This window comes from Marinococcus tarijensis (genome assembly GCF_054971385.1).
On the sequence record NZ_JBQOJA010000019.1, the window covers coordinates 35,432 to 57,656 of the forward strand.

The 22,225-nt window shown below is 47.8% G+C and carries 24 protein-coding genes and 2 other annotated features; of the genes, 1 reads left to right on the plus strand and 23 read right to left on the minus strand.

Annotated elements, in window-relative coordinates; genetic code table 11:
• Positions 1-11: 11 nt before the first annotated feature.
• From rplJ to ACTTK7_RS11635, 23 genes are all read right to left on the minus strand, one after another.
• On the minus strand, positions 12-515 hold the full coding sequence (rplJ, locus tag ACTTK7_RS11525; protein WP_462868235.1) for a 50S ribosomal protein L10: 504 nt from the start codon (positions 513-515) through the stop codon (positions 12-14).
• Positions 516-559: 44 nt separating this feature from the next.
• Positions 560-713 (minus strand) — a sequence feature (ribosomal protein L10 leader region).
• A 101-nt stretch (positions 714-814) separates the two neighbouring features.
• The gene (gene rplA, locus ACTTK7_RS11530; RefSeq protein WP_022794456.1) at positions 815-1,513 is read right to left on the minus strand and encodes a 50S ribosomal protein L1; all 699 of its coding nucleotides are present in this window, start codon (positions 1,511-1,513) and stop codon (positions 815-817) included.
• A gap of 120 nt (positions 1,514-1,633) precedes the next feature.
• Positions 1,634-2,059: a 50S ribosomal protein L11 gene (gene rplK, locus ACTTK7_RS11535; RefSeq protein ID WP_462868236.1), complete on the minus strand. Its 426-nt coding sequence runs from the start codon at positions 2,057-2,059 to the stop codon at positions 1,634-1,636.
• 179 nt (positions 2,060-2,238) lie between these two features.
• Positions 2,239-2,772: a transcription termination/antitermination protein NusG gene (gene nusG / locus ACTTK7_RS11540; RefSeq protein WP_091616735.1), complete on the minus strand. Its 534-nt coding sequence runs from the start codon at positions 2,770-2,772 to the stop codon at positions 2,239-2,241.
• A 55-nt stretch (positions 2,773-2,827) separates the two neighbouring features.
• Complete coding sequence (gene secE / locus ACTTK7_RS11545) at positions 2,828-3,025, minus strand: preprotein translocase subunit SecE (RefSeq protein ID WP_022794453.1); 198 nt, start codon at positions 3,023-3,025, stop codon at positions 2,828-2,830.
• Between the two features lie 302 nt (positions 3,026-3,327).
• Entirely contained in the window at positions 3,328-4,857 is a 1,530-nt protein-coding gene (gene glpK, locus ACTTK7_RS11550; protein WP_462868237.1) for a glycerol kinase GlpK, read from the minus strand.
• Positions 4,858-4,890: 33 nt separating this feature from the next.
• Entirely contained in the window at positions 4,891-5,718 is an 828-nt protein-coding gene (locus ACTTK7_RS11555) for an MIP/aquaporin family protein (protein ID WP_462868238.1), read from the minus strand.
• A gap of 351 nt (positions 5,719-6,069) precedes the next feature.
• The gene (sigH, locus tag ACTTK7_RS11560) at positions 6,070-6,720 is read right to left on the minus strand and encodes an RNA polymerase sporulation sigma factor SigH (protein WP_462868239.1); all 651 of its coding nucleotides are present in this window, start codon (positions 6,718-6,720) and stop codon (positions 6,070-6,072) included.
• A 79-nt stretch (positions 6,721-6,799) separates the two neighbouring features.
• Positions 6,800-7,312 carry an NYN domain-containing protein gene (locus tag ACTTK7_RS11565; protein WP_462868240.1) on the minus strand — a complete coding sequence of 171 codons (513 nt, stop codon included), beginning with the start codon at positions 7,310-7,312 and terminating at the stop codon, positions 6,800-6,802.
• A complete protein-coding gene (rlmB, locus tag ACTTK7_RS11570; protein WP_462868241.1) occupies positions 7,309-8,061 on the minus strand; it encodes a 23S rRNA (guanosine(2251)-2'-O)-methyltransferase RlmB in 753 nt (250 codons plus the stop codon). Before rlmB ends, ACTTK7_RS11565 begins: the two co-directional genes overlap by 4 nt.
• Positions 8,058-8,474, minus strand: coding sequence for a Mini-ribonuclease 3 (locus tag ACTTK7_RS11575; RefSeq protein WP_462868242.1), 417 nt, complete (start codon positions 8,472-8,474; stop codon positions 8,058-8,060). Before ACTTK7_RS11575 ends, rlmB begins: the two co-directional genes overlap by 4 nt.
• Before the next feature lies 1 nt (position 8,475).
• Positions 8,476-9,870, minus strand: a complete 1,395-nt coding sequence (gene cysS, locus ACTTK7_RS11580) for a cysteine--tRNA ligase (protein WP_462868243.1) — start codon at positions 9,868-9,870, stop codon at positions 8,476-8,478.
• Entirely contained in the window at positions 9,870-10,544 is a 675-nt protein-coding gene (gene epsC, locus ACTTK7_RS11585; RefSeq protein ID WP_462868244.1) for a serine O-acetyltransferase EpsC, read from the minus strand. Before epsC ends, cysS begins: the two co-directional genes overlap by 1 nt.
• A gap of 88 nt (positions 10,545-10,632) precedes the next feature.
• Positions 10,633-10,848 (minus strand) — a binding site (T-box leader).
• A gap of 9 nt (positions 10,849-10,857) precedes the next feature.
• Positions 10,858-12,318 carry a glutamate--tRNA ligase gene (gene gltX, locus ACTTK7_RS11590; protein ID WP_462868245.1) on the minus strand — a complete coding sequence of 487 codons (1,461 nt, stop codon included), beginning with the start codon at positions 12,316-12,318 and terminating at the stop codon, positions 10,858-10,860.
• A gap of 53 nt (positions 12,319-12,371) precedes the next feature.
• Positions 12,372-12,851 (minus strand): 2-C-methyl-D-erythritol 2,4-cyclodiphosphate synthase, encoded by a 480-nt coding sequence (ispF, locus tag ACTTK7_RS11595; protein WP_462868246.1) that lies wholly within the window; start codon positions 12,849-12,851, stop codon positions 12,372-12,374.
• The gene (ispD, locus tag ACTTK7_RS11600; protein WP_462868247.1) at positions 12,851-13,546 is read right to left on the minus strand and encodes a 2-C-methyl-D-erythritol 4-phosphate cytidylyltransferase; all 696 of its coding nucleotides are present in this window, start codon (positions 13,544-13,546) and stop codon (positions 12,851-12,853) included. The genes ispF and ispD overlap by 1 nt, the downstream gene beginning before the upstream one ends.
• A 240-nt stretch (positions 13,547-13,786) precedes the next feature.
• Complete coding sequence (locus ACTTK7_RS11605; protein ID WP_462868248.1) at positions 13,787-14,911, minus strand: PIN domain-containing protein; 1,125 nt, start codon at positions 14,909-14,911, stop codon at positions 13,787-13,789.
• Between the two features lie 183 nt (positions 14,912-15,094).
• Positions 15,095-16,483 (minus strand): DNA repair protein RadA, encoded by a 1,389-nt coding sequence (gene radA / locus ACTTK7_RS11610; protein WP_462868249.1) that lies wholly within the window; start codon positions 16,481-16,483, stop codon positions 15,095-15,097.
• Positions 16,484-16,615: 132 nt separating this feature from the next.
• Entirely contained in the window at positions 16,616-19,072 is a 2,457-nt protein-coding gene (clpC, locus tag ACTTK7_RS11615; protein WP_462868250.1) for an ATP-dependent protease ATP-binding subunit ClpC, read from the minus strand.
• Between the two features lie 30 nt (positions 19,073-19,102).
• Entirely contained in the window at positions 19,103-20,167 is a 1,065-nt protein-coding gene (locus tag ACTTK7_RS11620) for a protein arginine kinase (protein ID WP_462868251.1), read from the minus strand.
• The gene (locus tag ACTTK7_RS11625; RefSeq protein ID WP_462868252.1) at positions 20,167-20,742 is read right to left on the minus strand and encodes a UvrB/UvrC motif-containing protein; all 576 of its coding nucleotides are present in this window, start codon (positions 20,740-20,742) and stop codon (positions 20,167-20,169) included. The genes ACTTK7_RS11620 and ACTTK7_RS11625 overlap by 1 nt, the downstream gene beginning before the upstream one ends.
• 14 nt (positions 20,743-20,756) lie before the next feature.
• Positions 20,757-21,221 (minus strand): CtsR family transcriptional regulator, encoded by a 465-nt coding sequence (locus ACTTK7_RS11630; RefSeq protein WP_462868253.1) that lies wholly within the window; start codon positions 21,219-21,221, stop codon positions 20,757-20,759.
• 141 nt (positions 21,222-21,362) lie between these two features.
• The gene (locus tag ACTTK7_RS11635) at positions 21,363-22,061 is read right to left on the minus strand and encodes an MgtC/SapB family protein (RefSeq protein ID WP_462868254.1); all 699 of its coding nucleotides are present in this window, start codon (positions 22,059-22,061) and stop codon (positions 21,363-21,365) included.
• On the opposite strand from ACTTK7_RS11635, the gene ACTTK7_RS11640 reads away from it, so the two are divergent.
• A partial coding sequence (locus tag ACTTK7_RS11640) for a hypothetical protein (protein ID WP_462868255.1) occupies positions 22,046-22,225 on the plus strand: 180 nt, incomplete at its 3' end. The two genes, ACTTK7_RS11635 and ACTTK7_RS11640, sit on opposite strands and share 16 nt — an antisense overlap.

Genomic DNA, 22,225 nt, shown 5'->3' on the forward strand with positions numbered 1-22,225 from the left:
ACGCCGGTTGGTTAGGCGCTCTCTTCTTCTTTTTGTTCTGCCACTGCTTTTGTAGCCAGTGCGAAGTTACGGATTGGCGCCTGCATAACGCTAAGCAGCATAGCCACAAGTCCATCGTGGGATGGAAGGCTTGCCAATTCCTTGATCTGCTCCTGGGAAACAACGCTGCCTTCAATAACACCCGTTTTGATTTCCAGCGCTTCGTGATCCTTAGCGAAATTGTACAATACTTTCGCAGGAGCTACTGCGTCTTCTTTGCTTGTCGCAATAGCCGTAGGACCTACCAGGTGTTCGTTCAACTCGTCTTTGAGATTCACGTCTTCTGCCGCACGACGCGCCATTGTATTTTTATATACTTTAAAATCAACGTCTGCTTCACGAAGCTGCGCACGCAACTCTGTGATTTCCGCTACGTCCAGACCGCGATAGTCTACCAGTACAGTCGATACGCTGTCTTTCAGCTTAGCCGCGATTTCATCAACAACCGCCTGCTTTTGTTCGATTACTTTGCTCATCCGTTCCACCTCCTGCCATTCTTTATTGTTTGCCGCCTGCCACCGCAGACACAAAAAATCTTCCTGTCTCATTTAGCAGACACGAAGAAACTACTCCCGTAAAACGCCTTAGAGCGTTCAATGTATAGGAATGGTACCTCGGCAGGATGTTTAAGTGCCATGCACTCCTGCTGTCTGCGGCAACAATATAAAATTGTTGGCTAATCCGTCATTTAGTATAAATGGAAGCAGCACCCGGGTCAAGAACTTTTTCAGGATCCGCCCGGGAGCTGCCGGCAAACAAAGTATTACGGTTTAATTTATGCGAATTTCAACGAAGAAGTGCTGACTTTTACGCCAGGACCCATGGAAGTCGTTACAGCAACGCCTCTCATGTACGTTCCTTTAGCAGCTGCCGGCTTCGCTTTTTGAAGCGCATCAGCTACTGTATTGAAGTTTTCCACAAGGCTTGCAGTATCAAAGGATACTTTGCCGATTGGCGCATGGATATTACCGGACTTATCGACACGGTATTCCACTTTACCTGCTTTAATTTCTTCAACAGCTTTGGTAACGTCCATCGTAACCGTACCAGTTTTCGGGTTAGGCATAAGGCCTTTTGGTCCGAGAGTACGGCCCAATTTCCCTACCTGGGCCATCATGTCAGGAGTAGCCACCACTGCATCAAAGTCAAACCATCCTTGCTGCACGCGGTTCACGAGATCTTCTTCTCCTACATAATCAGCGCCGGCTGCTTCTGCTTCCTGAGCTTTTTCGCCTTTAGCAAAAACAAGCACGCGCTGGCTTTTTCCTGTTCCGTTTGGAAGTACAATCGCGCCACGGATCTGCTGATCGTTTTTACGCGGATCAATTCCAAGACGAAACGCCACTTCTACCGTTGCATCAAAGTTTACGATCGATGTTTTCTTTGCAAGCTCAATCGCCTCTTCAGCATTGTACTGCTGCTCCTGGTCGATGAGCTGCGCCGCCTCGCGGTATTTTTTACCTCTTTTAGGCATTGTTTTTCCTCCTTGTTGTGGTTTAACGGTAAGACCTCCCACTAGTAAAGGTTGCGAGCCGTCTCTTCGGCAAGAGCGTCAGAGGCGTCCACACAACCTTCAGCAAGGCAAATCTTTCAATTAGTCTTCAACGTTTAAGCCCATGCTGCGGGCTGTTCCTTCAACCATACGCATTGCTGAATCAACGTCAGATGCGTTCAAATCCTGCATTTTCGTTTCAGCAATTTCACGAACCTGATCCCGGGTTACTGAACCGACTTTGTTACGGTTAGGCTCACCGGAACCGCCCTTGATTCCAGCTGCTTCTTTAAGAAGCACAGGAGCTGGCGGAGTTTTCGTAATAAAAGTGAACGAACGGTCTTCATAGACACTGATTTCTACAGGAATGATTGTTCCTGTCTGCTCTTGTGTACGAGCGTTGAATTCTTTACAGAATCCCATGATATTCACACCGGCTTGACCAAGCGCTGGGCCTACCGGTGGTGCCGGGTTCGCTTTACCAGCCGGAATTTGAAGTTTTACAACCTTCTCGACTCTTTTAGCCACGCGACACACCTCCTTCGTCCGTGATGTGGTAGCCGGATACGATGTATCCTCCCACTCATTCTAAAACACCATGTGCTTTAGGCTGTGATATCTTTCAATACCAAACAGAATAATTTTATCACCTGCAGCCAAAATAAGCAATGGTAAATTCATGAGAGAGTGGACACCGTAAGCCGGATCTAGATTTTTTCTACTTGAGTAAATTCCAGTTCAACCGGCGTTTCGCGGCCGAACATGTTTACATAAACTTTGACCTTCTGCTTCTCTGCATTAATTTCTTCGACCGTGCCGGTGAAATCAGCAAACGGCCCTTCAGTAACCTTTACTGCTTCTTTAAGCTCGAAATCAACCTCTGCCTTCGGTTCCTTCTCGCCCATCTGACCGAGAATAGCATCCACCTCGTCGGGCAAGAGCGGCGTCGGCTTCGATCCTGCTCCTGTCGAACCGATAAACCCGGTTACTCCAGGCGTGTTGCGGACAACGTACCAGGAATCGTCTGTCATTACCATTTCAACAATGACATACCCGGGAAAAACCTTTTTGGAAACCGTTTTGCTCTTTCCGTTTTTGGTTTCCGTCTCTTCTTCCACCGGTACCAGCACACGGAAAATCTTATCCGTCATCCCCATGGACTCCACCCGTTTTTCCAGGTTTGTTTTTACTTTGTTTTCATAGCCCGAATAAGTATGGACTACATACCAGCTTTTTTCCATATCTAGAGTGGGAGCTAACTCCCTTCCCTCCTTTATTCCAAACGTTCAACCGTCACTACTCCAAAAATATACGAACAAGTTCAGAAAGCCCTAAATCGATAACAGCAAAATAGATTACAAAAAAGATGACAGTCAGCACCGTGACAATTGTATACTTCGTTAGCTCTTTGCGTGTCGGCCATGTAACACGCTTCATTTCCTGTCCTACTTCTTTAAGAAAGCGGATAGGGCTTTTTTTCGTACCCCCAGCCATGCAGCCACCTCCATCAACCGGTGTTTACGGTTATAGAATTATTAATATAAGGTCTCGTACGAACAATGTATCTGCCTCTTTTTCTGCATCCCATGTACCTTCAGACTTCTATGTCCTGCTTGTTTTCAACCATTAAAAAAACAGCCGCTCCTAAGGGCTCTGCGGTCTGTTTGCTTTAGGTGCACATATATTTCTACCAGTATCAATCATAAACAACTTCCGCACCATAATCAAGGAGAAATTAAAGGGCATATAAAAACCGGCGCTCCACAGGGAACGCCGGCCCCAACATATCATAATTATTAGTTAGTTGACTGGGTTGGTGCTTTCTTTTTTCCCGGCTTGAACGCTCTGGTAGCGTCCACCGCTTCCTTCCAGCCATCGTACAGTTCTGTTCTTGTATCTTCGTTGATTTGCGGATCAAACTGTTTTTCTTTTTTCCACTGCTTCTTCACTTCTTCTTTACTGCTCCAGAAGCCGGTGGCAATCCCCGCTAAATACGCTGCCCCCATTGCAGTAGTTTCAATGACAGCCGGACGTTCTACAGGCACACCGACAATATCGCTTTGAAACTGCATCAGAAAATCATTTGAAACGGCGCCGCCGTCGACACGGAGAGATTTCACTTCAATACCCGAGTCCGTTTCCATCGCACCGAGAACATCCTTTGTCTGGTAGGCAAGCGATTCAAGCGTCGCTCTTACAAAATGTTCTTTTTCCGTGCCCCGGCTGAGTCCAAAGATCGCTCCGCGGGCTTCACTGTCCCAATAAGGAGCACCGAGCCCCACGAATGCCGGTACAAAATATACGCCATTTGTATCGTCAACGCGCTCAGCGTACTTCTGGCTGTCCGGAGCATTCGTAAACATCCGCAGGCCATCGCGCAGCCACTGAATAGCCGATCCGGCTACAAAGATACTTCCTTCAAGAGCATATTCAACCTTCCCGTCAATCCCCCAGGCGATCGTAGTCAACAGGCCATTGTTAGAAGGCACTGGTTTGTCTCCGGTATGCATCAGCATAAAGCAGCCGGTGCCATACGTGTTCTTTGCCATCCCTTTTTCAAAGCATGCCTGGCCGAACAGGGCAGCGTGCTGGTCTCCTGCTACGCCGGCAATAGGAACCTCCTGGCCAAAGAAGTGGTAGTCCACTGTATTGGCATACACCTCGGAAGAAGAACGCACTTCCGGAAGCATGCTCTTCGGCACTCCCAGGACATCAAGCAGTTCATCGTCCCACTGCAGATCATAAATATTGTACATAAGCGTCCGGCCAGCATTGGTATAGTCGGTTACATGCGCTTTTCCTCCGGAAAGCTTCCAGATGAGCCACGTATCAATGGTACCAAACAGAAGATCTCCGTTATCCGCTTTTTCCCGGGCACCATCCACATTATCGAGAATCCATTTTACTTTCGTCCCTGAGAAATAAGCATCAATCAGGAGACCGGTTTTATTACGGAACATTTCCCCATATCCCTGCTCGTTCAGTTCGTTGCAAATGTCCATCGTCTGCCGGGACTGCCATACGATGGCGTTATAGACAGGGCGGCCGGTGTGCTTGTCCCATACAACCGCTGTTTCACGCTGATTCGTGATTCCAATCGCGTTAATTTCCTCAGCCTGGATATCATTTTCACCAAGCACCTCTGCAAGGACTGCAAGGACAGACGTCCAGATTTCCTGGGCGTTATGCTCCACCCAGCCGGATTTTGGGAAGTACTGCTTGAATTCTCTTTGCGCGGTGCCTACAATTTCTCCTTCTTTGTTAAAAATAATGGCACGTGAGCTTGTCGTTCCCTGGTCGATTGCTAAAATGTATTTCTTCTCCATCCGCTTCATCTCCTCTTTCGTATACAAATTGTGTTAGTTTTTCACTTCAGGGTTGGACATGATTGTTTTTTCGGAACGTTTGCCCATGTAGTACAGGCTTCCCAGGAAAACTGCTACGACAACCGAGTAAATCATTAATGCCATCGCGCCTTCTCCTAAGAAGAACGACCGGTAAACCATTGCACCGAACACACCGCCGGCAGCCGGAGCTACAACTGGAATCCAGGCGTAGGACCAGTTGGAATCTCTTTTACCCGAAATCGGCAGCAGGGCGTGAGCAATACGCGGGCCAAGGTCACGAGCTGGGTTGATCGCGTACCCGGTCGTACCGCCAAGAGAGAGACCGATCGCTACGATTAGAAAGCCGACAATTAACGGGTTCAACCCTTCAGTAAACTGGTTGGCCCCAATTCCTAAAATACCACCGACAAGTACGGCTGTGCCGATGAATTCGCTTAAGAAGTTATTAAACCTATTTGGAAGAGCCGGGTCGGTCGAAAATACCCCGAGCTTTGTATTCGGATCCTCCGTTTCTTTCCAGTGACCGAGAAAGTGAAGATAAACTACTACGCCGCCTAGTGCAGCACCAATTAATTGAGCAATAATGTAGCCTGGAACCTGGGCCCATGCGAATTCTCCAACAGAAGCAAGACCGAGCGTTACCGCCGGGTTAATGTGCGCTCCGGAGAACTGGCCTACTGCGTAAACTGCCATTGCCACCGCAAACCCCCACCCAAGTGCTACAACAATCCAGCCGCCGCCCTGAGCTTTTGATTTGTTCAGGCTGATGTTGGCAACTACGCCGCCGCCAAAGATAATAAGAATCATCGTACCGATAAGCTCCGCTAAATAAACAGACATTTCTTTTTCCTCCTTTTTTTATTAAAGCTTACTTATCGTCATAACGTTAGGCGGTTCGTCTTATTATTTGTTGCGGCGCCGCAAGACCCAGACCTTTAATCCCGGTTATCTTCCAGAAAAACGCTTTCATAATAATGAATAAAAATTAGCATGAACAACTGGAAGTAACCGGGTGAGCCTGAAAAAAGCCGCACACGTATCCCAATGGAATGACTGGTGTGCGGCTTTCATATACTCAACCTAACGTATTAACTTAAATAAAGCTTACCACTATGAGAAAACGCTGTCAATAACTTGTCACGTAATTATTTTTGATTTTTCTGAAATCAAAAAGCCTGCAAAGCCCGTCTTTCAAGAGATTAATGCATTCCACTCTTCACAATTTTCAAGCTTGCGCTTGATTCTTTGAAGCGCATTGTCGATGGATTTATTTCTTCTGCCGAGCAGTCCGGACATTTCCTGATAGGAACGGCCATCAATGTAAAGTTGCAGCACCTGCTGCTCAAGTTCACTCAGAACGCTGCCGATTTTTGTTTCCATGTCCTCCTGCTTCTCCCTGATAATAAGCAGATCTTCCGGACTTTTGGCATGGGTCTCTACTAAAATATCGAGCAAAGGCCTTTCTGAATCTTCCTCATACACTGGCTTGTCCAACGAGATATATGAGTTCAGCGGCGAATGCTTCTGCCTTGTCGCCGTCTTTATAGCTGTAATGATCTGCCTCGTAATACACAACTCAGCAAAGGCACGGAACGAGGATAGTTTGTCCCCCCGGAAATCTCGTACAGCTTTATAAAGCCCGATCATTCCTTCTTGTATAATATCTTCATAATCTCCCCCGATGAGAAAATACGATCGTGATTTCGCCCGCACCAAATGCCGGTATTTCTCAATCAGTCGTTCTAACGCCTGGTTATCGCCTGCACGTGCAAATTCAATCAGTATTTCATCTTCGGTTCGGGTAGTTTGATGTTGTTCCGGTTTCTTGAGGTCTGTACTCAATACAATCCCTCCGCCCATGCGCATAGTAGTATAAATATAGCAATCATTATATCGGAGTGTTCATAAGAGCGTCAACTGCCTACAGATCCCTTTTGCGCCATTTGTCGAAAATTTCTGCCATTTCTTCCGTAATAGGAAGAGCAGTCTTATGAATGGCTTTTTTTTGATTTTCAAGCTCTTCTTCGATGCCTTTTTCGACAAGCTTTGTTTCATGGCGGAGCTCCCTTGCCGATTTTCTTAACGCCCCGCTCCCAAACGTCATTGACTGTTCAGCGTAATCAGAGGTGGCCACATGCACTCTCGTTTCCACGTTTTTTAACTCCCCGACTAGTTTTTCGATGCGCTCATCGGCTGTCTCGTGCTCTCTCGTGTATACCACCTCCACACGTTTCAGCTGATAGTTTTTTCCGATGCCGGGAACCATGTGGGCATCAAAAACCACAATAACTCTCCACCCCTTATACGTCTGGTACTCTGCCATCGCATCAATAAGCCGGTCCCGGGCCTCCTCCAGATGACCGGCACGGAGCGGCTTCAGCTCCGGCCAGTCGCCAATCACATTATATCCATCTACGAGAAGAATGTCCTTCATGGTGTCTGCCTTCCCTTCTCCTGTCGTTTGCGCAGCACTTCGTACATTAGAACACCGCCGGCAACAGAAGCGTTCAATGAAGTAACCGGTCCATACATCGGAATCTGTACCAGAAAGTCGCATGCTTCCTTTACAAGCCGGCTCAGTCCTTTTCCTTCGTTTCCGATTACAAGGGCAAGCGGCATATCCGCCTGCATTTGTCTGTAATCAGAGGCATTATCCGTCCCCGTCCCGGCTATCCAAAGACCCTTGTCCTTTAATTCATCCAGCGTTTTATTAATGTTTGTTACCCGGACTACCGGCACGTACTCCACAGCTCCTGCCGATGTTTTTACAACGGTCTGGGTCACGCCGGCTGCCCGCCTTTTTGGAATAATAACGCCGTGCACGCCGGAGGCGTTCGCTGTCCGTATCATGGAGCCCAGATTATGGGGATCCTCCACCCCGTCCAGTACAAGGAAAAAAGGGTCCTCCTGCTGTTTTTCTGCCTTACGGAATAAATCGTCCATTCCTGCGTACTGATAAGCCGGTACGGCAGCCGCTACTCCCTGATGTACGCCTGCATCGAGCTCATCGAGTTTTTTCTTTGAAACTTCCTGCACTTCTATTCCCTTTTTCCCCGCCAGCGCTCGTATTTCCTGTGCTGCTCCTTTTTTGGACGTATCTGCGATCATAACTTTCTCAATTTTCCGGTCGGCTTTTAACGCTTCTATAACAGGATTTTTTCCCGCAATCCATTCCTGGCTCATAGTGACTGGCCTCTTTCTTGTGTTTTGTCTATCGCAAATGCAATAATTTCGCTTACCCGCTCCTGCCTTCCGGCAAAATGCAGATACCCAAGCACTGCTTCAAACGCTGTACTCATACGGTAAGTGGCCAGATCCGCATTTTTGGGAATGCTGCCGGATTTCGCGTTACGTCCACGCCTGGCCACGGCGGTCTCCTCTTCCGTTAAATATCCTTCCTCCCACATGGATCGCAGTACCTCCGCCTGGGCCTGAGCCGATACGTAGGAGGTAGCCTGCTTATGCAGCTCCTGCGGCCGTACTTTCCCTTCCGAAATTAAATAATGGCGGATATGGGTTTCGAGCACTGCATCACCCATATAGGCAAGCGCCAGAGCATTTAACTGCTTTTCGTCTACTTTACTATAGTTTATCATGTTATTTCCTCTTCCACCGGGTTCCCTGCGGTGTATCTTCTAATAAAATTCCGTCGTTCTCGAGCTGGTCCCGAATTTCATCGGCACGGGCAAAGTTTTTATTTTTTCTTGCTTCCACCCGCTCTTCGAGAAGCCGTTCGATGTCTTCATCTAGCATTTCTTCCTCTTTTTCCAAAGAAACTCCGAGTACGCCTCCGATTTCAGTCATCGTTTCAATAATTGCGTCCAGCGAAGCAATACTTGTCTGCGGCTGCTGCATATATTTATTTGCTTCCCGCGCCAGGTCAAACAGTACGCTGACAGCATTTGCCGTGTTAAAATCATCGTCCATTTCCTCCAGAAAACGCTCCTTGGCCCGTTCTGCCGCCTCCAGACCCTCTTTGCTGCCCCCGTCCGCGCTTTCACCACGGCGATGCTTAACGTTTTCAAGCGTCGAGCGCAGCCGCTCCAGCCCGGCCCTGGCTGATTCAAGCAGGTCGTTGTCAAAGTTAATAGGATTGCGGTAGTGTGCCTGCATCATGAAAAAGCGGATTACTTCGGGATCGTGCTGCTGAATCATGTCATGCACCAGTACGAAGTTCCCGAGAGATTTCGACATTTTTTCATTGTTAATATTAATATAGCCATTGTGCATCCAGTAGTGGGCCATGGGTTTGCCGGTCAATGCTTCCGTTTGGGCAATTTCATTTTCGTGGTGGGGAAATTTTAAATCCTGGCCGCCGGCATGGATATCGATAGTATCCCCCATATATTTTTTCACCATCGCCGAGCATTCAATATGCCAGCCCGGGCGTCCTTCACCCCACGGGCTCTCCCACGCAATTTCGTTTTCCTTTGCTTTTTTCCAGAGCGTGAAATCCATCGGATCCTCTTTCTGCTCGCCTACTTCAATACGCGCGCCCATCTGCAGATCTCCGACAGACTGTGAGGAAAGCTTCCCGTAATTTTTGAATTTCTTCGTTCGGTAATACACATCGCCGTTTGATTCATAGGCAAATCCTTTTGCAATCAGCTGCTCGATAAACTCAATCATTTCTGTAACTGTTTCGGTCGCCCGCGGATGAAGGTCCGCCTTTTCCACCCCGAGAGATTCGATATCTTCAAGGTACGTGTCGATAAAACGATTAGCGAGCACTGGCACTTCTTCGTTCATTTCCTGGGCAGCTTTAATAATTTTGTCATCCACATCGGTAAAATTCGACACGTAATACACATTGTATCCGCGGTACATCAGATAGCGGCGGACAGCATCAAAAACAATAGCTGGACGGGCGTTGCCGATATGAATGTAGTTGTACACCGTCGGCCCGCACACGTACATCGTAATCCGGTCCGGGTCTATCGGTTGAAACAGCTCTTTTTGATTGGTTAATGAATTGTATATATGAATCGCCATTACTGCTCTCTTCCTTTCACCGATTGTTCGCGCTCTGCGCTTTCATGCTCAGGGATCCGTTCTTTCAGCATTTCGATTTCCTCTTCAAGTGAACGAATCTTATCGGCCACCGGATCCGGGAGATTCTGATGGTCGAGCGAGTTTCTGTTAATCTTCACGCCGTCCTGCACAACCACCTTGCCCGGAATACCGACGACTGTCGAATTGGGCGGCACTTCGTTCAATACCACCGATCCCGCGCCGATACGGGAATGCTTTCCGATCGTCATAGAACCAAGGACTTTGGCGCCGCTTGCAATCAATACATGGTCCTCAATCGTCGGGTGCCGCTTGCCTTTTTCTTTGCCCGTGCCGCCCAGAGTAACGCCCTGGAAAATCGTAACGTTATCACCGATTTCACACGTCTCCCCAATAACGACTCCCATGCCGTGATCAATAAAAAGCCGTTCACCGACGACCGCTCCGGGATGAATTTCTATTCCGGTGACAAAGCGGCTGAGCTGAGAGATCACCCGGGAGAAAAAAAACATCTTTTTCTTCCACAGCCAATGGGCGAAACGATGAGACCATACTGCGTGTACACCCGCGTACGTGAAAACCACTTCAAGACGGTTCCGCGCTGCCGGGTCCTGGTCAAATACAACATCCAAATCATTTTTCAGCTTTTTCCACATGGTGCTTCCCCACTTTCTATTCCTTCTCTCAAGCTTTCATATTATATGCTTAGTATATCAATAAAAAAAACGTCTCTGTGCGAATACGCACAGAGACGTTTTATAACGCGGTCCCACTCTGTTTAAGCGCCGGAACAGGCGCTTCTCTTTTTACCGTAACGGGGTACGCCGCCGCTGCCTACTACATTCAGCAGAGGACTCCAGGACGCATTTCAAAAACCGGCTCAGTGCCCTCTCTCAGCCACCGGAGAGCATCTCTGTATAAAGCCTGTTGTTCTTTACTTCTTCCTGTCGTAGCTTTAAAGATATTTATTTAGGAGGAGAGAACCTGCTGCAGCCTTGCCTGCACGACGTTTCTTCCGAGGAGCGAAATGGCTGCCGGGAGCTCGGGTCCGTGCGTCTGACCGGTCGTTGCCACCCGGACTGGCATAAATAGCTGCTTTCCTTTATAGCCTGTCGCCTTCTGGGTAGCTTTTACCGCTTTTTTCACCGTTTCCGGTTCAAAATCCGGAGCCTCGTCAAGCTCTTTCGAGAAGTGCTGCAGTACGGTGCTTACATGCTCCTGCTCGAGTACTTCCCGGGCTTCCTGGGTATAGTCGATCTCTGTTTTGAAGAACAGATCTGTCAGATCGACAATTTCTGCTGCATAGTGCATTTGTTCCTGATAGATCCCGACAAGCTGCTTCAGCCACTCGTACTGGGCTTCCGAAAGCTCTGCCGGCAGCTTTCCTGCTTCCTGCAGATGCGGAAGTGCAAGCAGCGTGAGACGTTCTGTATCCACTTCTTTTACGTACTGGTTGTTCATCCAGGCAAGTTTGTCTGTATCAAAGACCGCCGGGGCCTTCGAAACCCGCTCAAGTGAAAACTGTTCTTTTAATTCTTCAATCGTAAACAGCTCCTGTTCTCCTTTTGGAGACCAACCGAGCAGTGCCAGGAAGTTCACGATAGCTTCCGGCAGATAGCCAAGATCACGGTACTGTTCTACAAATTGAATGACGGAGCCATCGCGCTTGCTCATTTTCTGGCGGTTCGGATTCAAAATCAGTGATGCGTGGGCAAAACGCGGCTTTTCCCAGTCAAAGGCATCGTAGACCATAGCCTGCCGCGGCGTGTTGGAAAGATGCTCTTCTGCACGGATGACGTGGGAAATTTCCATCAAATGATCATCAATCACTACCGCAAAGTTGTATGTTGGTATGCCGTCTTTACGGGCGATGACAAAATCACCAATATCGTTGGATTCGAAAATAACATTTCCTCTTACAACATCATCAATGATGACGCTCTGTCCCTCCGGAACGCGGAAGCGAACGACCGGCTTAATTCCCTGGTCTTCATATGCCTTCCGCTGATCCGGCGTAAGGTCCCTGTCACGTCCGCTGTATTTCGGTGCTTCCCCGCGGGCCATCTGCTCTTCTCTTTCCTGGGCAAGCTCCTCTTCTGTCATATAATCATAGTAGGCCTTGCCTTCATCAAGAAGACGCTGGACATATTCTTTATACAGCCCGATTCGCTCCATCGACTGATAAGGCTCATGCGGGCCTCCGACATCCACACTTTCATCCCATTCAATGCCAAGCCAGCGCAGGCTTTCCATTAAACGGGCGGTAGCGTCTTCCACATTACGCTCCTGATCTGTATCTTCAATCCGCAGAATAAAATCTCCGCCCTGGCTTCTTGCGAATAAATAATTAAACAATGCCGAGCGCGCTCCGCCGATATGAAGATGGCCGGTTGGACTCGGAGCAAACCGTACACGTACTTTTTCACTCATTTCCTTCACCCTCCGTAGACTTTCTGTTTTTGTATTCTCTATTTTACGTATATTTAATCGACTGGCTGCAGAAGTACAACAGCATGAGCAGCAATACCTTCTTTTCGGCCGACGAACCCGAGCTTCTCTGTGGTCGTCGCTTTTACATTCACCTGCTCCTCTGCTTGCGCTTCAAGCAGTTCGCCGATACGCTTTTTCATTTCCGGAATATGCGGAGCCATTTTTGGCTGCTGGGCCAGTATCGTCGCATCGACATTTCCAAGCTTCCATCCCTTTGCTTTCACAAGACTGCAGGCATGAGAAAGCAGGTCCGCAGAATCAGCATCTTTAAATTCCGGGTCCGTATCCGGGAAATGCCTGCCGATATCGCCGAGCCCGACTGCCCCCAGTATCGCATCTGTTACTGCATGAAGTAAAACGTCTGCATCCGAATGTCCGAGAAGTCCTTTATCGTGAGGAATGTTTATCCCTCCCAGGATTAAAGGACGGCCTTCCTGCAGCTGGTGTACATCGTATCCATGTCCAATTCTCATTACTTTCTTCCCTCTCTTCGCTTCTGCAAAATCGCCCGGGCCACCACCATGTCTTCGGGAGTGGTCAATTTAATATTGTCGTAGCTTCCTTCCACAATCTTTACCGGCCGGCCCATATATTCCACAAGGCTGGTATCGTCTGTGCCAATAATCTGGTGGGCGGCTGCGTAATCGTAGGCTTCCGTCACCACCGCTGCCTGAAACGCCTGCGGGGTCTGTACCGCCCATAAGCTGGAACGGTCGATCGTTTCAAGAACCGTCTCCCCATCTGTACGTTTGACGGTGTCTTTCATTTTTGTGCCAAGCACTGCTGCCCCTGTTTGCTCTGCCTGTTCCACGAGGCGGTGGATATCATCCTGCTCAACGAATGGGCGGGCCCCGTCGTGCACCAGAACTACTTTATGCTCAGGAAGAAGGCATTTCAACCCTTCATGCACGCTGTTCTGGCGCTCGTTTCCACCTACAACCACCTGCTTCACCTTCCGAATGCCCCATTCGTTGAAAAGCTCTTCCATATCATAAATTTCTGAAGCGTTGGCAACAACAATAATTTCTTTACACCACGGATCCTGCTCGAAAACAGATGCAGTATGAATTATTAATGGCCGTTCTTCTAAAACGAGAAACTGTTTATTATGGCCTGCCTGCATTCGTTTCCCCTGGCCGGCTGCAGGAATGACTACCGCATAGTTCATAGTACCTCTCCAATTTCAAGACATTGTGTTCCCGGTATATGTATCGTGTTTTCTCTGCTTTTTAAGCAAAGTCCGACTGTTAATAATATGCTGATACCCGAAAAACGCTGTATTTATTCTACCGCACCGCTTATCAAACATTAATTTTACCAAAACTTCCCCTATAGGAAAAGCTGCCGGCTATTTATATTTGATGGAAATCCGCATTAAAAAAACCCTGTGCAGGCACAGGGCATCTCATTATAAAGCTTTTTCGCGCTTCGATACCTTTGGTTTTGCAAATATCATCCGTCCAGCGCTTGTCTGCAGGACACTCGTGACTACCACTTCTATCTCCTGGCCGATATAGCCTTTGCCGCTTTCGACCACAATCATCGTGCCATCGTCTAAGTATCCAATCCCCTGGCTTTGTTCCTTCCCGTCTTTGATCACCTGGACCATCATTTCCTCACCAGGAAGAACCACCGGTTTGACTGCATTAGCCAAATCATTAATGTTTAATACGCTGACGCCCTGAAGGTCGCACACTTTGTTTAAATTAAAATCATTGGTAACGACAATACCATTTCGCACTTTCGCAAGTTTTACCAGCTTGCTGTCCACTTCATGAATGTCTTCAAAATCAGCGTCCGTAATCTCTACTTCAATAGGAAGTTCCTTTTGAATACGATTTAAAATATCAAGTCCGCGACGGCCCCGGTTACGCTTTAATACGTCTGAGGAATCCGCAATGTGCTGAAGCTCTTCAAGTACGAACTCCGGGATCACCAGCTTCCCTTCAATAAACCCTGACTGGCAGATATCTGCAATGCGCCCGTCAATAATTACGCTTGTATCGAGCAGCTTCTCCCACGCCTGGTTTTCTTCTGAAGCTGCCGCAGCAGCCAGCGCTGCTTCTTCCTTTGCTGCAGCGTTTTTTGAGCTTGAAAAAAGGGCCAACAGTTCATCACGCTTTTTAAATCCAATCTGAAAGCCAAAATAGCCGCAGAAAAAGGATAAAAATAAGGGAAGAACGGATTCAATTACTGGGATACGGATTGAGTTGAGTGGAAGAGAAATAAGAAAGGCAACCACCAGTCCGAAAATCAGTCCGAGCGTTCCGAACAATACGTCTGTGACAGGAGCTTTCACCACCTTTTCTTCCAGGAATCGCATGCCGTTCACGATTGGCCTCGCGATCCAAAGGCTCACAGCCCAAAACACAAAGCCAACGATTACCGCTCCTACAACAGCACCGATATATGCGTTGTAGACCCATTCAGGAAAAGTATAAAAAGGAAATAAAGAAATAAGTTCAGGAATATAAAGGAATCCTAACGTAATACCGGCAAGAACAAAAAATAACTGTACGATCTTTTCCAACACTTTCCAAACACCTCCTTAATTGTATTATAAACATTTTTCCTCTGGTACAAACCACCAACGTCATATTTATCATAACTTTGGACAATTTGATACAATATGTTCATAAGATTGTTGAATTTTCTTAATTGTTAGGAAAAAGGATAGAGAAGATCCTCATATACGATCAGGACCTTCATCTTTAATTTATCTAAGCGGAGCTGGTTCGAGTGCAGCATCGAGTGCTTCTTCAAGTGTTTTGACGCCTATTACCTGAATGCCTTCCGGAAATGTCCAGCCCCCGATATTCTTCGATGGAATAATCGCCCGCGAAAACCCAAGCTTTGCTGCTTCTTTCACGCGCTCCTCCACCCGGGAAATACGCCGGATTTCTCCGGTAAGGCCGACTTCTCCCATGACAATGTCACCCGGGTTCGTGGATTGATTCCGAAAGCTCGAGGCAACGCATATAGCAATGCCAAGATCGACTGCCGGCTCGTCGAGCTTCACGCCTCCGGCGACATTAATATAGGCATCCTGGTTTTGAAGAAGCATGCCAAGGCGCTTTTCCAGCACTGCCATCAGCAGCGCAATCCGGTTCTGGTCAATTCCTGTAGCTGTCCGGCGCGGGTAAGCATAGCTGGTAGGGGCGATTAGCGCCTGCAGCTCTACAAGTACCGGCCGGGTCCCTTCCAGAGAAGCTACGACAGCCGATCCGGAAGTACCTTCCGTCCGCTCTTCAAGAAAGATTTCTGAAGGGTTTGTTACTTCCTTCAGTCCTGCTTCTTTCATTTCAAATATCCCGATTTCATTCGTCGAGCCAAATCTGTTTTTAACGGCCCGTAGAATCCGGTACGTATTATGCTGTTCGCCTTCAAAATAAAGCACGGAATCCACCATATGCTCTAGCATTTTCGGCCCGGCAATGGACCCCTGCTTGGTCATATGGCCAACAACAAATACAGCAATGCCCTGATTTTTTGCAATGTGCATAAACGTCGACGTCGATTCACGCACCTGCGCTACGCTTCCGGGCGCCGATTGGATTTCATCCGAATGGACGGTCTGAATCGAATCAATAATCACAAGATCCGGCTTCACTTCCTCCATCGCGGCTTCGATCCGCTCCATGTTTGTTTCGGTAAAGACAAACAGCGTATCCGCTTCCACACCGAGCCGTTCCGCTCTCATTTTCGTCTGCTTGACCGATTCCTCTCCGGAAACATAAAGGACACGGTACTTCTGAGAAGCAAGCAGAGCAGAAACCTGCAGAAGCAGCGTTGACTTCCCAATCCCCGGGTCTCCCCCAACCAGTACGAGTGAGCCGGGCACGATGCCCCCGCCTAATACTCTGTTTAGCTCGCCGACAGACGTTGAAATGCGGTTTTCCTTTTCCCCGGTTACCTGGGTAATCGGCGTCGGCTTGTCGGCTTCGCTGAATACATTTGCCGCCGGGCGGCGGCCTGCTTTCGATGCCGGTGCTTCTTTTTCCTCTACCATCGTATTCCAGTTGCTGCAGGAAGGGCAGCGCCCCATCCACTTTTGGGTTTCATACCCGCACTCCTGGCAGACAAATTTTGTTTTAGCTTTTGCCATACGCTCCTCCTCTTTTACTACGGGCTGTATCCATTTTTCGTTTCGATTTTACGTGATTTTATCGTTCATAAAAAGAAAAACAGCTGCCCCCTGACATTAATATGCCACAAGGCAGCTGTTTCGAGTATAGCTTTATTGCGCTTTTGCTGTGCCTGATTTCGTTTCAACAATAAATTCATCGTCTTTCACGTCAATCACAGCAGTGTTGCCTTCTTCAAGCGTGCCTTTAAGCAGTTCATCGGATAAACGGTCTTCCACGTGACGCTGCAGAGCACGTCTGAGCGGCCGGGCTCCGTATTCAGGATCGAAACCTTCATCGGCAATTTTATCAAGTGCTGCCTCGGTAATTTCAATGCTGATACCGTGCTCTTCCACACGCTTTTTAAGCTGCTCTGTCATTAAGCGCACGATCTTTTTGATGTGCTCTTTTTCCAGGCTGTGGAAGACAATAATTTCGTCCAGACGGTTGATAAATTCAGGACGGAACGTGTTTTTCAGCTCGCCCATGATTTTATCCCGCATATCATCGAATTTCTGCTCGGTGGACTGGGCAGCAAAGCCGACACTTTTATTTTGACGCAGAGTACTTGCCCCAACGTTCGAGGTCAGAATCAGCGCTGTATTTCTAAAGTCGACCCGGCGTCCCTTGGAGTCGGTAAGAAAACCGTCTTCAAGTACTTGAAGCAAAATGTTAAATACTTCCGGGTGAGCTTTTTCGATTTCGTCCAACAAAATCACCGAGTACGGGTTACGGCGTACTTTTTCTGTCAGCTGTCCGCCCTCTTCATAGCCGACATAGCCTGGAGGAGAACCGACCAGGCGGCTCGTTGCGTGACGTTCCATATATTCGGACATATCGATCCGGATAATCGATTCTTCATCGCCAAACAATGTTTCTGCAACAGCGCGCGCCAGTTCCGTTTTACCTACACCGGTAGGTCCGAGGAAGATAAAGGAGCCGATCGGCCGTTTTGGATCCTTCAAACCGGCACGGGCACGGCGTACTGCCTTGGAAATAGCGTTAACTGCCTCGTCCTGGCCGACCACCCGGTTATGCAGGATGTCCTCCATATGAAGCAGGCGGTCCGTTTCTTCTTCTGCGAGCTTGGATACTGGGACGCCTGTCCAGCTTGAAACCACCTGAGCAATGTCTTCTGTCGTAATCGCAGAGTTTTCCTGCCCCTGTTTTTCTTTCCATTCGTTTTTCATCTCTTCGACTTCCGCCCGAAGCCGCTGTTCGGAATCACGGAGTGAAGCCGCTTTTTCGAATTCCTGGCTCTGCACGGCCGCATCCTTTTCCTTACGCGTTTCTTCGAGATTCTGCTCGAGTTCTTTCAGGTTCGGCGGCGCTGTATATGAGCGTAGGCGTACCCGTGAACCAGCTTCGTCGATTAAGTCAATTGCTTTATCCGGAAGGAAACGATCCGAAATATACCGGTCGGATAATTTTACTGCCTGCTCAATCGCCTCATCCCCGATAGTTACCCGGTGGTGGGCTTCGTAACGGTCTCTCAGTCCGGCAAGAATTTGAATGGATTCTTCCAGTGTCGGTTCGTCCACTTGAATTGGCTGGAACCGGCGTTCAAGCGCGGCATCCTTTTCAATATACTTGCGGTATTCATCCAGGGTGGTGGCACCGATGCACTGAAGCTCTCCACGTGCGAGTGACGGCTTCAGGATGTTCGAGGCATCGATTGCCCCTTCTGCACCGCCGGCACCGATTAATGTATGAAGTTCATCAATGAACAACAGCACATTTCCGGACTGACGGATTTCTTCCATTACTTTCTTCAAACGGTCTTCAAATTCACCGCGGTATTTTGTACCAGCAACAACGGTACCCATATCGAGAGTCATAACCCGCTTATTGCGGAGCGTTTCCGGCACTTCATTGGAAACGATAGACAAAGCGAGGCCTTCAGCGATAGCTGTTTTACCTACACCAGGCTCCCCGATAAGAACCGGGTTGTTTTTTGTCCGGCGGCTTAACACCTGAATAACACGTTCAATTTCCTGGCTTCTTCCGATCACCGGATCAAGACCTTCTTCTTTCGCTACTGCCGTCAAATCCCTTGCTAAACTGTCGAGAGTCGGTGTGTTGGCACTTCCACCTGCTCCCGCAGCCTGCTGGCTTCCGGAGCTTGAAGCCCCCTCATTGCTTCCGAGAAGCTGAAGCACCTGCTGGCGGGCTTTGTTCAGGCTAACCCCAAGATTATTCAGTACCCGGGCTGCAACGCCTTCTCCTTCACGAATTAAACCAAGGAGAATATGCTCTGTTCCTACATAAGAATGTCCAAGCTTTCTGGCTTCGTCCATGGAAAGCTCGATAACTTTTTTCGCCCGCGGGGTATAATGAATCGTTTTGGACCCCTGCTGGCCAGTACCAATAAGGGTTTCCACCTCCTGCTGAATCTGATCTGTATCCAAATTCAGCGCCTGGAGAGCTTTTGCAGCAATGCCCTCACCTTCACGCACTAAACCGAGCAGAATATGCTCTGTTCCTATATTATTATGGCCAAGGCGGATAGCTTCTTCCTGAGCTAGCGCCAGTACTTTTTGAGCTCGTTCTGTAAAACGGCCGAACATCATGTTGCACGCACCTCCTATGCATTAGTAAATCTATAGTTCAAGTTTTATTCTCTCACGGATCACATTTGCCCGTCTTATATCTGCTTCTTCCTGACTCAGTGATTCTCCTGCATACTGCTCAAGAAAACCAGGCTGAGTCAGTAACATAAGTTCATTCAAAATATTACCCGAAATTCCTTTAATCAAATCCAGATCGATACCAAGCCTCACATCTGATAAACGGTTGGCAGCCTCTTTCGTTGTCATCGTGCGGCTGTAAGCAAGAATGCCGTAGGATCTGAACACGCGGTCTTCGAGTTTTACCCTTGAAGAGTTCAGCAGGGACTCGCGTGCATGGCGTTCTCTTTGAATCACCTGCATTACTACACCGCGCAGATCTTCAATGATATCTTTTTCAGATTTTCCCAATGTCATCTGGTTGGAAATTTGAAAAAGGTTGCCAACTGCTTCACTGCCCTCTCCGTAAATGCCTCTCACGACCAGGCCAAGCTGGTGAATAGCCGGAAGAATACGGCTGAGTTGATTGGTCCAGACTAAAGCAGGAAGGTGTACCATTACTGAAGCTCTCATACCTGTCCCTACATTCGTTGGGCAGCTTGTTAAGTAACCGAGCCGTTCATCAAACGCATAGGTTAGGTTCGCTTCTGCCCAATCATCCAGGCGGTCAGCTTCATTGTAACATTCTTCAAGCTGCATGCCGTTACTCAGGCATTGAAGACGCAGGTGATCTTCCTCATTAACCATAATACTGATTGATTCATCGTTATTCAAAAGAACAGCACTATGTTCCGTGTTTTTTATTAAATATGGGCTCACAAGATGCTTTTCCACCAGTACCTGCCGTTCATTCGGGCGAAGCTCATTCATATTCAAAGCTTCAAGAGAGCCTACTTCTTCTGAATGATTCAACAGAGTGGAGGAAGCATAGCGCAGAAGTGTTGCACTCGCTTCTTCTGAAGCAAAAACAGGAAAGGGGTACTGCTCTATATTACGTGCAAGCCGGATCCTGGTGCTGAGAGCAATATCGCCTTCCGGTCCCGGCCCTTCCTGCATCCACGGACTGATCGCTTCTGAAAAAAAGTGTTCGGATGCCATCAGCTGTCTTCCTCCCTTCCCTGAAACTGCTTTTCAAGGGTACGGATTTCGTCTCTTAATTCCGCAGCTTTTTCAAACTCTTCATTTTGGACGAGAATGTTAATCTGTTGTTTTTTCTCCTCAAGCTCTCTTTGGGCATGCAGCTTCTCGTGCCTGTGTTTGGGAACCTTGCCGGTATGATTGGTATTGCCGCTGTGCACCCGTCGAAAAACAGGCGTCAGCTTCGACTCAAATGCGTGATAGCAATGAGCACAGCCCAATCGGCCGGTTTTAGTGAACTGTTTATACGTCAGTCCGCAGTTGTCGCATGTCAGCGGCCTGTTTGTGCTTGCTTTTTTAGGCTGTTTTTTTTCAGCGTTTCCAGCTGTACTGGTCTGGTCCATGTTTAATAAGTCCGACAATAAATCCTGGATAGTATAGCCGCCCGCAGCCGACATGAAAGAATGCTCCGTTTCAGAAGATTCCCCCTGTTCTTTGGCACACTCTTCGCATAAATGAAGCTCTGTTTTAGCTCCATTAACGATTTTCGTGTAATGCAAAGAGGCCGGACGCTGACCACAATTCTGACAGATCATATATCTTCCCTCCCTTATTCATAGCGCAGACTTTCTATCATAGCTTGCATAATCCGCGCACGAACAATATCCCTTTCTTCTGGATACTTTAAGGCCAGTATAGACCTATCAACTGCCGCAAGCATCAAACTTGCTTCGCGTTTATTCACCACGTTTTCTTCAAACAAGCGCATAATAACGCTCTCTGCTGTTCTTTGATCAATACCGTGTCCTACAAGATCTGAAACCTGCCGAAGCAGTTCTGCGTGATCTGAAATTTTAGCCCTTGTAATACGTATATACCCGCCACCACCACGTTTACTCTCTACTACATAGCCTTTTTCAATAGTAAAACGTGTGCTTATCACATAGTTAATCTGGGAGGGAACACACTCAAAGCGCTTTGCAAGTTCACTTCTTTTAATTTCAATTAGATCCTGTTCACTCTGTGTTAAAATTTGCTTCAAATAATTTTCAATAACATCAGACATGCTTTTCATTCCCGCGACCTCCTCTCCGCCCCGGTTCGTCTTGCTATTATCAAAAAATTGATTTTGACTATCTTTGACTATAATATATAATATTATTCAACTGTTTTCAAGCTAGAGAAGAGCAAAATGAAAAATCCGCCCTGCAGTATGTTACTCATAGGACGGATTAAGCTCTATTTCTTTTATGCTTTCTACTTTATATAAAGACTCATACAGTTCTGTTTCAGCTATACCCTCCGGCAGTTGAATTTTAATATAATAATGAAGCAGAGGTGCTTCGTCTTCATCAAATTCCTTGCCCTTTATTTTTTGAACTTGAACTTCCATGCTTTCCAGACGCTGAATCGTCTCGCCAAGCTCATTTGCTTCTTTGTCCATAGCTATAAACAATACGTCCGTATCAGAAACGTTTTTAAACCATTTATCTACGTGATTTAAAAAGATAAGACTTGTCAATACAAGAACTGTCGCGGCAATACCAGCAAAAAACATGCCTGCTCCTATAGTCAAGCCGATAGCAGCGACTATCCAGATGGAAGCAGCAGTAGTCAGCCCCCGAATAGAGGCACCCTGGACTATAATGGTACCAGCGCCGAGGAAGCCAATCCCACTTATTACATACGAGGCCAGACGTGAAGGATCATAAGCAACCAAATCCCCGTTCTGGTTTAAATAATCCTGAAAGCCAAATAAAGCAAGCAGCATCACTAAACAGGAACCGGTCCCAACCAGCATGTGGGTCCGAAAACCAGCTGGGTGGCCTTTCGATTCACGTTCAATTCCTATTACTCCCGCCAAAAAAGCAGCAAGAATTAAACGAAGGAGTATAGTAATTGATTCATATTCCATCCACTGCTCCACCTGAGTCACATCCTTTCATTTATTATATCTTATCTTTTGTACTTTGTTTAAATCTTCATGATATAAAAAAACCGCTTCCCCCGAAAAGGGAAACGGTTGAACTCGCCCGGCAGCGATCTACTTTCACGGGGGGAGAACCCCCGGCTATCATC